13 protein-coding genes and 1 pseudogene are annotated in these 11,364 nt (G+C 69.6%); 11 read left to right on the plus strand and 3 right to left on the minus strand.

What is annotated here, in order from left to right:
• Window positions 1-65: 65 nt before the first annotated feature.
• The 3 genes from Vgi01_RS04335 to Vgi01_RS04345 form a co-directional block, all read right to left on the minus strand.
• A complete protein-coding gene (locus Vgi01_RS04335) occupies window positions 66-266 on the minus strand; it encodes a DUF2795 domain-containing protein (RefSeq protein WP_204290216.1) in 201 nt (66 codons plus the stop codon).
• Window positions 267-367: 101 nt separating this feature from the next.
• Window positions 368-1,654, minus strand: a complete 1,287-nt coding sequence (locus Vgi01_RS04340; RefSeq protein WP_204290217.1) for an MFS transporter — start codon at window positions 1,652-1,654, stop codon at window positions 368-370.
• Between the two features lie 361 nt (window positions 1,655-2,015).
• The gene (locus tag Vgi01_RS04345; RefSeq protein WP_204290218.1) at window positions 2,016-2,972 is read right to left on the minus strand and encodes an ADP-ribosylglycohydrolase family protein; all 957 of its coding nucleotides are present in this window, start codon (window positions 2,970-2,972) and stop codon (window positions 2,016-2,018) included.
• A gap of 135 nt (window positions 2,973-3,107) precedes the next feature.
• Between Vgi01_RS04345 and Vgi01_RS04350 the strand changes: the two genes are divergently transcribed.
• The 11 genes and pseudogenes from Vgi01_RS04350 to Vgi01_RS04405 form a co-directional block, all read left to right on the plus strand.
• Complete coding sequence (locus Vgi01_RS04350; RefSeq protein WP_204290219.1) at window positions 3,108-4,229, plus strand: FUSC family protein; 1,122 nt, start codon at window positions 3,108-3,110, stop codon at window positions 4,227-4,229.
• 187 nt (window positions 4,230-4,416) lie between these two features.
• Window positions 4,417-4,851 (plus strand): MerR family transcriptional regulator, encoded by a 435-nt coding sequence (locus Vgi01_RS04355; protein WP_239088795.1) that lies wholly within the window; start codon window positions 4,417-4,419, stop codon window positions 4,849-4,851.
• Window positions 4,852-4,929: 78 nt separating this feature from the next.
• Window positions 4,930-6,486 (plus strand): GTP-binding protein, encoded by a 1,557-nt coding sequence (locus Vgi01_RS30465; protein WP_239088796.1) that lies wholly within the window; start codon window positions 4,930-4,932, stop codon window positions 6,484-6,486.
• A gap of 222 nt (window positions 6,487-6,708) precedes the next feature.
• Window positions 6,709-7,428, plus strand: a complete 720-nt coding sequence (locus Vgi01_RS04370; RefSeq protein ID WP_204290220.1) for a SigB/SigF/SigG family RNA polymerase sigma factor — start codon at window positions 6,709-6,711, stop codon at window positions 7,426-7,428.
• Between the two features lie 79 nt (window positions 7,429-7,507).
• Complete coding sequence (locus Vgi01_RS04375; RefSeq protein ID WP_204290221.1) at window positions 7,508-7,681, plus strand: hypothetical protein; 174 nt, start codon at window positions 7,508-7,510, stop codon at window positions 7,679-7,681.
• Between the two features lie 299 nt (window positions 7,682-7,980).
• Window positions 7,981-9,018, plus strand: coding sequence for a fatty acid desaturase family protein (locus Vgi01_RS04380; protein ID WP_204290222.1), 1,038 nt, complete (start codon window positions 7,981-7,983; stop codon window positions 9,016-9,018).
• Between the two features lie 310 nt (window positions 9,019-9,328).
• Window positions 9,329-9,601, plus strand: coding sequence for a lipopolysaccharide assembly protein LapA domain-containing protein (locus tag Vgi01_RS04385; protein ID WP_204290223.1), 273 nt, complete (start codon window positions 9,329-9,331; stop codon window positions 9,599-9,601).
• Window positions 9,601-10,158, plus strand: coding sequence for a DUF5994 family protein (locus Vgi01_RS04390; protein ID WP_204290224.1), 558 nt, complete (start codon window positions 9,601-9,603; stop codon window positions 10,156-10,158). The genes Vgi01_RS04385 and Vgi01_RS04390 overlap by 1 nt, the downstream gene beginning before the upstream one ends.
• Before the next feature lie 129 nt (window positions 10,159-10,287).
• Entirely contained in the window at window positions 10,288-10,788 is a 501-nt protein-coding gene (locus tag Vgi01_RS04395) for an inorganic diphosphatase (RefSeq protein WP_204290225.1), read from the plus strand.
• A 35-nt stretch (window positions 10,789-10,823) separates the two neighbouring features.
• Window positions 10,824-10,997 (plus strand): hypothetical protein, encoded by a 174-nt coding sequence (locus Vgi01_RS04400; RefSeq protein WP_204290226.1) that lies wholly within the window; start codon window positions 10,824-10,826, stop codon window positions 10,995-10,997.
• Window positions 10,994-11,364, plus strand: a pseudogene (locus Vgi01_RS04405) (glycosyltransferase family 4 protein); the annotation flags it as partial. The gene Vgi01_RS04400 and the pseudogene Vgi01_RS04405, both read left to right, overlap by 4 nt.

The following is an 11,364-nucleotide window of genomic DNA, read 5'->3' on the forward strand; positions in this document are numbered from 1 at the left end:
TAACGCACGGGTAGAGTCGCCAAGGTGTCCCGAAGGGCGTGTCCGGGGCGTGCGGCGGTGGCAGTTCAGGCGTCGATAGGGACATCGGCCATCTCTTTCCACAGGTCGCGTAGTTGGCGGAAGTCGCGGTCGGGTAGGCGGTGCAGCAGGGCGATGACGTCCGGTCGGGCGTTGCTTTCCACGGCGGCGGCGAGCAGTGCGTCGCGGCTGGCGGGACCACCGTCGAAGGCGGTCTCCACGTGGTCGAGAAGTTCGATGCGGGTCACGGGGCGCACCGGATCCTCCAACTGGTCGGGTGTCGCGGCAACCCACGAGACCCACTCTAACGTCAGGGTATATATGGAGCGGGCCTGCCCGTCGGTCGGGGTCACCGGGAAGCCGCGGACCGTTGGCGTCGCCGAGGAAGGACGTGTTCGTGGGCCGGCAATGGCGCCAGAAGCGCGGCGACGCCCACGGCCAGGGGTAGCGCCGCGCCGATCAGCAGGACCCCCGTGTAGCTGCCGGTGAGGTCGTGTCCGGGGGCGAACAGGACGGGGCCGAACGCGGTCGAGCCGACGTTGACGGCGGTGACCGTCCCACGGATGGTGCCCAGGTGGGCGACTCCGAACAGGCGCGGGGTGAGAGCAGCCTCGGCGGTACGGATGGCGTTGGAAGCGGCGCCGAGGGCCATGCCGAATCCGAGTGCCGACCAGCCCGGCGCGACCTGGGTCGCCCAGACGAGCGCTGCGGCCAGTCCTGCCATGGCGGCGAGCAGCACGCCCCGAGGGCTGGCGCGGTCGATCAGAGCGCCGACGAGCAACGTCATAGCGAGTCCCGCGAGGGTCTGCGGCAGGAAGTTCGCCGCCGCCGCGGTGGTCAGCCCCCGTTCGGTTAGCAGGCTGATCTGGTGGAACGCCACGGCGGTGGTGAGCAGACCGGAGGCCGCGACGCTGCCGCAGAGCACCCAGAAGTACGGCGTACGCAGCGCCTGGCGGTGATCGAGGTCGGCGAAGGTGCTGCTGGTGTGGTGGCTGTCGTCCGGCGCGCCGTCGACCCGTTGGCCGATGTCCTCGGGGCGGTTTCGGATACCGAACAGCGCGATCGGGATGACGATCGCCCACACGAGAAGCCCTTCGACGAGCCAGGACGTGCGCCAGCCGTGATGAGCGATGAGCCGTTCCAGCAGTAGCGGGGCGAGGGAGATTCCCGCGGCGCCGACGGCGGAGACGACCCCCAGCGCCAGACCCCGCCGACGCCGGAACCAGTGCGCGGTGACGGCGTTCGCGGCCAGACCGAGGGCGCCCTGCCCGGCCATCCGGATGCCGACGAAACCGGCGGTGAGACCGACGATTCCCGACACGGCCGACAGCGCGACCAGCACGGCGCCGAACACCGCCGCGATGACCAGCATGCAGCGACGTACCCCGTAACGGTCGATCAGCCGGCCGATCGCGGGCAGGGCCGCCGCCCCGGTCAGGGTGCCGATGAGGTATGTGGTGGAGATCGCCGACCGGCTGATGTCGAGGTCGGCGATGAGCGGGTCGACGAAGGTCGACACCGCCACGGTCTGGCCGGGTGCGGTCATCGCGAGCGCCGCTGCGGCGTAGCCGACGATCCGCCATCCGTGGAAACCGTTGGTGGGTTCGGGTGTGGTTGTCGAACGCGGAGTGGTCACGGGCCTCACGGTGGTCGACGCGCGCCGCGATGCGCGGGCATCCCGCCCGCAGTCACGCGGGTCGGGCGGGAATGTGCTACCGCGGCAGGACGATCATGTCAGCGTGAATGGTCGCGCCGTAGGCGGGACAGACGAGCCGCATTGCCCGCCGGTCGCCTCTCGCCATGCCGGGTAGGCGACGTCGCCCCGAGGCGGCGGGAAGGTAGGACAAAACCCGTCGCCCCGAGGCGTCGCGGCGCCAGCTGTACGATCGGCGCTCGGCGACCCTACTCTAACGTGCGAGTCTGGCCTTCGACCGGCACTCGACAGGGCGCAAGGTCGGAGGCGGGCGGGACAACCCGGACCCGACCGTGTGATCTGGCTAATGTGCGCCTGGGCCGCCGTGCTGGCGTAGCCCCAGATTTGTCGATCGGGCTGGCGTGAGGGCGTCGGCTACCTCGGTGATCCGGTCGCGGTCCTGCAGGCGGCGCAGCCATGGCGCGGGCAGCAGGGTGCCGCCGCACCGGGCTCCAGCGATCGCGCCTGCCATTCCCGCGACGGTGGCGCTGCCCGCGCCGAGGCTGACGGCGTAACGAACGACGGCGGCGGGATTGTCGGGGTGGCGCAGGAACGCCGCCACGGCCGCCGGCACCAGGAACATCAGCGGATTCTCGGCGGGCGCCATCCGCCGCGCGAGGTCGTCGGCGGTGAGGCTGCCGAGAGCGGTCACCGCTGCCACGCGCTCGGCCAGTCGATTGTCGGTGGTCAGCCGTGCCAGTCCCGAGCCGAATGCGGGCCGATCCACCGGGCTGGCCGTGTCACTGGTGAACGCCGCTGCCACCGCGCATGCCAGCACCACCGCCGCCTCGCGGACGATCGGGTCGTGCCCGTCGGGGATTCCGGTGCGGACGATCGCGGCGACCTGAGCCGGCGGCAGCGGGAGCAGCCCGACCGGCACCATGGCCAACAGGATGTCATCGAGGGGGGTGCCCGCCGGGATGCCCTCGGGCCCCGGCCACGGCCTGACATGCGGCCGCAGAGGGCCACCGCGTGCGTCGTCACGTTCCCACCGGCCCACCCACCTTTCGGCTATCGCTGTCACCGCATCGACCGGCCGGCCCTCGGTACCCGCCAGGTGTCGGGCATGCTTCAGCATCACGGCGACGGGTTGGCCGATCGGTAAGGGATCTCCGGCGCGGGCAACCGCATCGACATCGTCACCGTCCGGCCGCTCCTGTCCCGCGAACGGCATGCCCAACGCGTAGCCGCAGGCCGCGGTGAGTAGGCAGCCACGTACCCGCAGCCGGGCCCGGTCAGGCGTCATCCACACGTCGGTCACCCGGCAACCCTATCCTCACGTAAGAGACGAGGCGAAGGAGGTGCCCATCGGGCGAACTGTGGCGATCCGGTGCCAATCTGGTGCTCCCGCTGCCTAGCGTGGGGCCGTGACGGGGCCGACGGTGGAGGAACCCGGGTGAGCGGACGCGCGGCGCGGCTGCGAGCCCGGGCGGCCGGTGCCGCGCGGGAACGGTGGCAGCGGCTGCGTGCCCTGGCGGTCGTCGTGGTGCAGACCTCGGTGGCTGCCGCCGTGTCCTGGGCGGTGGCCAGCCGCGCCATCGGGAACCCCGAGCCGGTCTTCGCCCCGATCTCCGCGGTGATCACGCTGGGAATCTCGACCGGGCAGCGCTACCGGCGCGCCGTCGAGCTGGTGTTCGGTGTGGCGTTGGGTATCGCCGTGGGCGATGGACTCATCTGGTTTATCGGCACCGGCGGTTGGCAGATCGGTGTGGCGGTGGCGCTGGCGATGGGAGCGGCCGTGGTCGCCGGCGGCACGGCGGCCGTGGTCGGGCAGTCGGCGGCCTCGGCGGTGCTGATCGCCACCCTCACCCCGCCCACCGAGGGCATCTACTTCTCCCGGGTCGTCGACGCGCTGATCGGTGGTGTGGTCGCGTTGGTGGTGATGGCGGTGCTGCTGCCGGTCAACCCGCTGACCGTGGTGTCCCGGGTTGCCAAGCCCGCGCTCGGTGTGTTGATCGATGGTCTGTGCGGCGCCGCTCGCGGCCTGCGGGAGCAGGACGACGGCCCGGCCCACGACGCTCTTGTCCTGCTCAGTGAAGGTGAGGACAAGCTTGGTGCGTTCCATGAGATCCTGCCCGAGGGGCAGGAGGCGGCGACGATGGCTCCGCTGCGCTGGCACGCGCGCAACGCCCTGCGGCAGTACCTCGACGCCGCCGAGTACATCGAACGCTCCATCCGTAACGCCCGGGTGCTCGCCCGACGCACGGTGACGCTGTTGCGCGACGGGGAACCCAGCCCGCCGCAACTGGCAGAGTCGGTGGCGGCCCTCGCGGAGGCGGCCAAGGTCATCCGCCGTGACCTTCGTCGTGGACGGGCACCCCAAGAGGCGGTCGACCTGCTGTGCGGGGCTGTACGCGAGGCGAGTGCCGCCTACCGGCAGGGCGTGGGCTTCTCCGGCAGCGTCGTGGTCGCCCAGGTCCGGGCCATCGCCACGGACCTGCTCGGCACCACCGGTCTGACCCACGACGAGGCCGACCGTGAGGTACGCCGGGCTGGCGGCCTCCTGCACGACGGTTGACTCCGCAGCCCGTGCCAACCCTTCCGTGAGGATAGAGTTGTGGTTTGAGACTGGCGGTCCGCGTCAGGCCAGGGCGGTGTGGCCGGCAGGCTGCTGTCGCTCACGGTGGTGCCAGCTAGCCTGAACGGCAGTCGACCGGTGGACGCCCACCGGGTTGCGAGCGCGATCGGGAGGCGGGACGGAAGCGATGGGTGACGGCGCACTGATGCAGATCGGCGAGGTGGCCGAGCGGACCGGACTGAGCCTGCGCACGATCCGCTACTACGAGGAGGTTGGCCTGATCGTGCCCTCCGCCCGCAGCCAGGGCGGCTTCCGCCTCTACACCGAAGCCGACGTGGACCGACTCCAGGTCGTCAAGCGGATGAAGCCGCTGGAGTTCACGCTGGAACAGATGCGCGACCTGCTGGCCATCGTCGATCGGCTCTCCGGAGGCGCCCGCCTGCCCAAGGCCGAACGCGAGCGACTGCTCGACACCCTCGCCGGCTACCGGGAAGCCGTCCACGAGCGCTGCGCGGCACTGCGGGCGCAGCTTGCCACGGCCGAGGAGTTCGCCGCCACCTTGACCGGCCACATGGACACGCTGCAATCGCCCACCGTCTCCCGCGCCACCACCAGCACCTGACCTTTCACCCACCCTGAGCAGGCAACCCTAACGTGAGCGTATTGTTCAGACTGGGATCGAGCGGAAGGAGGTGGGTGAGTGCCGTCGGCGGCAACCATCACCGGCGTCGCCGCCGAGGCGGCCCGACGGCGAACGTTCGCGGTGATCTCGCACCCCGACGCCGGCAAGTCCACGATTACCGAGGCGTTGGCGCTGCGCGCCCAGGTGATCGGGGAGGCCGGCCGTAAGGGCGTGGTCTCCGACTGGATGGCGATGGAGCAGCAGCGCGGCATCTCGATCACCTCAGCCGTCCTGCAGTTCGCCTACCGCGACCTGGTCGTCAACCTGCTCGACACCCCCGGCCACGCCGACTTCTCCGAGGACACCTACCGGGTCCTCACCGCCGTGGACTGCGCCGTGATGCTCCTCGACGCCGCCAAGGGCCTCGAACCGCAGACCCTGAAACTGTTCGAGGTCTGCCGCGCCCGCCGGATCCCCGTGATCACCTTCATCAACAAATGGGACCGCCCCGGCCGTGAACCCCTCGCCCTGCTCGACGAGATCGAGCAACGGATCAAGCTGCGGCCGACGCCGGTCACCTGGCCGGTCGGTATCGCCGGACACTTCCACGGCGTCGTCGACCGCCGCACCGGTCAGATGACCGCCTTCCGCCGTACCCCCGGCGGCGCCACCGCGGCCATCGAGGAACAGCTCAGCCCGCAGCAGGCGGCACGCCAGTACGGGCCGGACTGGCACCGCGCGATCGAGGAACTCGATCTGCTCTCCCTCACCGGTGCCGACCACGACCAGGCCGCCTTCGCCGCCGCCACCAGCACGCCGGTCCTGTTCGGCGCCGCAGTCGCCAACTTCGGCGTACGGCACCTGCTCGACCCGGCGGAACCACTGATTGACGAGGTAACTGACATGGCCGAGACCCCGCTGGCCGACGTTTTCGTAGAGATGGCCGACACTCTCATCGACGACTTTGACGTGATCGAGTTCCTGCACGTGCTGACCGAGAGATGTGTCGAGCTGCTGGGTGTGTCGGCGGCCGGGCTGCTCCTGACCGATCAGCGCGACACGCTGCAGGTGGTAGCCGCCTCCTCCGAACGCACCCGACTGCTGGAGCTGTTCCAGCTCCAGACCGACCAGGGGCCCTGCCTCGACTGCTTCAACTCCGGCCAACCGGTGTCGGTCGCTGACCTGACCCTGACCACTGGCCGATGGCCGAGGTTCACCGCCGCCGCGGCCGAGGTCGGCTTCGCCGCGGTGCACGCCCTGCCCATGCGCCTGCGCTCCGAGGTCATCGGCGCGCTGAACCTCTTCCACGTCCAGCCAGGGGCCATCGACGGGGACAAGCTCCGCATCGGTCAGGCGCTCGCCGACGTGGCCACCATCGGACTGCTGCAACACCGCGCCATCCATCAGCGCGACGTCCTCACCGAACAGCTGCAGGCAGCCCTGAACAGCCGTGTCCTGATCGAACAGGCCAAGGGGGTCCTGGCCGAACGCCTCCAGGTGGACGTGGGCCAAGCCTTCGCGATACTGCGCGACGGCGCCCGCAGCCGCAACCGGCGACTGTCCGACCTGTCCCAGGCGATCGTCGACGGCTCCGAGCAGCTTGCGCCGGTACCGGTCACCAACCGGCCCGGCTGACGACCGGCTCCACCGCCGAGCCGGTTCCCGAAGCCTTCAGGGGTGTCGGTCGGGCAGATGAAGGCGTACGGTGGCGGTGTCGCCCGGGTCCCCGGTGGCCGCCAGTCTCGCCGCCACCAGCCCGTTAGGGGCGTAGAAAAAATGGTCTCCACCATCGTGACACCCACAGCCGCTTTGTCCCCTCCGACGCTGAGCCCGGCCACAGGGGCCAGCGAACAACTGTTGCGTCGACGCGCAGCCCTGAACGTCGACGATCCCGACCGTGCCCGGCTGCGGACCCGGATCATCGAGGCGAACCTGCCGATGACGCGTCGACTGGCCCACCGCTACACCGGCCGGGGAGAGTCCTACGAGGACCTGGCTCAGGTCGGCGCGCTCGGCCTGATCAAGGCCGTCGACGGATACGACAGCGATCGGGGCGTGCCGTTCGCCAGCTACGCCATCCCGACCATCCTCGGCAGCATCCGACGACACTTCCGCGATTCGGCCTGGGCGATCCGGGTGCCGCGAGCGGCGCAGGAACTGGGCGCCCGGGTGCCCGAGGCCCGGCGCAAGCTCGGGCAGCAGCACGGTCGCGAACCGACTGACGTGGAACTCGCCGACCACCTGGACGTGACCGCTGCCCAGCTCATGGCCGCCGTCGCCGCCTCCGATGTCTACCGGCCGCAGTCACTCAACGAGCCACGGCCCGGGGGCAACGGCATCGAGCGGCACGCGCACATCGGCACCGCCGATCCGGGATACGCAGCGGTGGACGACCACCTCACCCTCCGACTGCTCCTCGCGGCGCTTCCGCTACGCGAACGTCGGATCCTGACCATGCGGTTCTACGGTGATCTGACCCAGGCGCAGATCGCCACCCGGGTCGGGATGTCCCAGATGCACGTCTCCCGGCTGATGAAGCGCTCTCTGGCCCAACTGAGAGCCGGGATGCTCCGCTGACCGGTAGTCGACCGGGACCAGCGTTTTCGCAGTGGCCGGTAGCACGACCCTTCCGGACGGCCTTACCAGGGAGCATCCGATGAACATCGCCAGACAGAAGATCGTCAGCATTCTTCGCCAACGCGGCCAGCAGGTCAGGGCCGACTGGGTCGAGTGCGAGCTACCGGAGCGGGTGGACCCCGAAGAGCACGCTGGGCTGCTCGCCATCCTGCATCTGGATCCGGCCGATCTCGCGGACGAACCGTCCCCGTGAGGCGCGCTCTGCTCGGACCTTCGCGAGGCCCACACCTCCCACCCGCGGCGCCCCCGTGCTCCGGCGCTATTGAGCCAATCCGCTGCGACGGGTTGGTCGAATGACGAAAATTCAAGATGAAGTGGCATCGGAGCGGGCCGCCTCGGGGCCGACCAGGGAGGAAGCGTGCGGCCTGATGCGGCGTGCCCGGCGGAGCGCGGGTCTGCGGCGGACGCCTCAACAGCTCATGGCCCGCCCGACCGGATGGTTGAGCCGCCGGTGAGACAGGCAGACGGAGAAGGACCAGCGGGAGCCGCCATATGAGCGATACCAGCCTCGGCACCGACGGGCAGCGAGGCAGCGACTACGCGAACCTGTCCCGGCTGGTCCGAGCGGCGGGTCTACTCGGGCGACGGCGAGGCTACTACGCAGTGCGGATCGGCCTCGTCCTCACGTCCTTCGCCGGAGTGTGCGCCCTGTTCATCCGACTGGGTGAATCGTGGTGGCAACTCGGCGCCGCGGTGGCTCTGGCGGTGGTCTTCGCGCAGGCCGGGTTCATCGGCCACGACGCGGGGCACCGGCAGATCGCCAGCTCCCGCCGGGGGAACGACCTGATCGGCATCGTGCACGGCAACCTCCTGACCGGGCTCAGCTACGGCTGGTGGGTGGACAAGCACAACCGGCACCACGCGCACCCCAACACCGAAGGCAAGGACCCCGACATCACCGTGGCGCCCCTGGCCTTCACCGCCGACCAGGCACGTCGTCAACGTGGACTCCGTGCGCTGCTCGTGCGCTACCAGGCGTATCTGTTCTTCCCGTTGCTCCTGCTGGAAGGCCTGCACCTGCACGTCAACAGCGTGAAGGCGGTCCTCGGCCCACGCCGCATCGCCCGCCGACCCGCCGAAGCCGGACTGCTGGCCCTGCATCTGGGCGGTTACCTCACCGCCGTGTTCCTGGTCCTGAACCCGGCGCAGGCGGTCGCGTTCATCCTCGTCAACCAGGGCGTGCTCGGCCTCTACCTTGGCTGCTCTTTCGCCCCGAACCACAAGGGCATGCCCATCCTCGACGCCGACGACAGGCTCGACTACCTCCGGCGGCAGGTTCTCACCTCCCGCAACGTCCGTGGCGGGAGGTTCCTCGACATCATGCTCGGCGGCCTGAACTACCAGATCGAACACCACCTGTTCCCGAGCATGCCGTGTCCCAACCTGCGCCGCGCCCGACCACTGATCAGGCAGTTCTGCGCCGAGCACGACATCGACTACCGCGAAACCACGCTGGTTCGCTCCTGGGCCGAGGTACTGCGCCACCTGAACGACATCGGATCCCCCGCACCTCCAGTCGCCATGCGTTGAGCTGCCGTGCCACCCGGCAGGAGCTGAGGCGCCCTCCTGGGCCGTGCTTGTCCGATCGGTAGATCCGACATCTCGGGCGTGCCGATCAGCCACTCGGAGAGTAGACTGAGGATGTCGTCCTGGACCCCGGCGGCCCCCGGTTCGCGTACTTCGCGCACCACCGTCGAGAAGAGGGTCCACGATGACCAGGTTCACCGACTCCGCCCGCTCCACCAAAGTGCAGTCGGGCCCCGAGATCAATGACCGGCCCCGTCCTGTGCCGCGTGTCCGCGTCGGGGGTTCGCTGATCGCGTTCGCAGCGTCCGCCGTGGTGCTGCTCCTGCTACTGATCTTCATCCTGCAGAACGGTCAGCGTACGGACGTGCACTTCTTCGGCGCGCAGGGGCAACTGTCGATGGGAGTCGCGCTACTGCTCGCCGCAGTGTTCGGCGTGCTGCTGGTGACCGTTCAAGCCACCGTGCGGCGCATCGTCCAGCTGCGGCTGTTGACCCCCAGACGCCGCACCACCCCCTCCACCACCATCACCCGTCCAGGCCCCCCTGACACGGAGCCGGGCGCCGACGTACCCGAGGAACGGAACTGATGGTCCGCTCTGCCGAGGACCGTATGACGTGGGTCTGCACCCGTGAGCCGCCTACGGCACGCCTGCGGCTGGCTGACCCGCCGTCCAGCCGCGCGATGCTCGACGGCGGTTGGTGGCCCACCTCGCGTGACCCGGTCGTCGAACTATGCAGCCTGGTCACGGCACTGACCGCCCAGCGTGGTTGCGTGATCGAACGGATCATGTTGCAGCCGGCGGCCTGGGACAGGCATCCCCGCCGGATCGGCGTCGGCGGCGGCGTGGTGCGGGTGGGCTGGTTCACCACTCTCGAGGCCGGGTTGGTGATCATCACGGGCCGGCGGGATCTGCGGATCGACCTGGCCGTGATAGCGCCCGAGACCACGTACGCCGCGGCTACGGCGACCATGCTCGCCGCCTCCCGCTCCGCCAACACCACCCGCGCCACCGACATCCTGTCCATACCGCCCAGCCCTCGCTCACGACCGTTGGCGCGGCACGGTGACGATGTCGCCGCCTGGGAGACCGAAGGCGGCCACCTTCAATCCGATCGACACCCCACAGCGCCCGCCCGGACCTGAACGCTCCAACCGGCCCGGGTCGGCAGGCGCGGGGTCCGGGACCTCGGTTCGAGATCCCGGACCCCGAAGCCATCACGACCAGACCGACAGCCGGCCACCGACTAAAGGTCCGAGGAGCGGAGCAACCGCATGGAGTTCGACGTCACCATCGAGATTCCCAAGGGAACACGCAACAAATACGAAATGGATCGCCAGACCGGCCGGATCCGACTTGACCGCACCCTGTTCACCGCTACCCAATACCCGGCCGACTACGGCTTCATCGAACACACCCTCGGCGAAGACACCGACCCCCTTGACGCGCTGGTACTGGTACAGGAATCGACTTTTCCCGGCTGCCTCATCCGATGCCGGGCCATCGGCATGTTCCGCATGCGGGACGAGAAGGGGCCCGACCCGAAGGTGCTGTGCGTGCCCACGGCTGACCCCCGCCTCGCGCACCTCGGCGACATCGCGGATCTGGAGCACTTCTACAAGCTCGAGATCCAACACTTCTTTGACGTGTACAAGGACCTCGAACCCGGCAAGAGCGTCGACGTCGAACGCGGGATCTGGGCCGGCCGGACCGAAGCCGAGACGGAGATCAAACACTCACAGGAACGCGCCCGCCAGCCCACCTCCGCCAGATGACCATGACCACGCCAGGCCGAGCCAGGGAGCATTCGATGAACATCGCCAGGGACCGGATCGCCAATGTCCTTCGAAACCGCGGCCAGCAGGTCAGGGCTGACTGGGTCGAGCGGGAACTACCGGTGCGGGTGGACCTAGCCAAGCACGTGGGGCTGCTCGCCACTCTGCGGCTTGATCCGGCCGACCTTGCCGACGCATCGTCCCCGTGAGGGTTGCCCTGCTCGGTCCGGTCGCCTGGCGAACACCCCCGCACCACTACGGCCCCTGGGAGCAGGTGACCGGCCTGCTCGCCGAAGGACTGGTCACCCGCGGCCTGGACGCGACCCTCTTCGCGACACTCGACTCCGTCACCTCCACCGCCCTCGACGGTGTGGGCCCCCGCGGGTACGCCGACGACCCGAGCATGAGCGGCCGGGTGTGGGAGGCGATGCACGTCTCCCACACGATGGGGAGGTCGCCGCATCTCGACCTGGTACACAACCACCTCGACTGGCTGCCGCTGGCCTCGTGCAGACCGTCGAGCAGGCCGTTGACGCCGCGGGCTGGACCGGGCCGCCTGCCGGGCCCGGGCCCGAC

Origin of the sequence: Micromonospora gifhornensis, from assembly GCF_016863515.1 — a bacterium.
Lineage (GTDB): Bacteria > Actinomycetota > Actinomycetes > Mycobacteriales > Micromonosporaceae > Micromonospora > Micromonospora gifhornensis.

Coding starts and splice junctions, on each gene's coding strand:
- Vgi01_RS04400 (WP_204290226.1), top strand. CDS start 10,824: ATGAACATCGCCAGGGACCGGATCGCCAATGTCCTTCGAAACCGCGGC.
- Vgi01_RS04390 (WP_204290224.1), top strand. CDS start 9,601: ATGGTCCGCTCTGCCGAGGACCGTATGACGTGGGTCTGCACCCGTGAG.
- Vgi01_RS04395 (WP_204290225.1), top strand. CDS start 10,288: ATGGAGTTCGACGTCACCATCGAGATTCCCAAGGGAACACGCAACAAA.
- Vgi01_RS04380 (WP_204290222.1), top strand. CDS start 7,981: ATGAGCGATACCAGCCTCGGCACCGACGGGCAGCGAGGCAGCGACTAC.
- Vgi01_RS04355 (WP_239088795.1), top strand. CDS start 4,417: ATGGGTGACGGCGCACTGATGCAGATCGGCGAGGTGGCCGAGCGGACC.
- Vgi01_RS04375 (WP_204290221.1), top strand. CDS start 7,508: ATGAACATCGCCAGACAGAAGATCGTCAGCATTCTTCGCCAACGCGGC.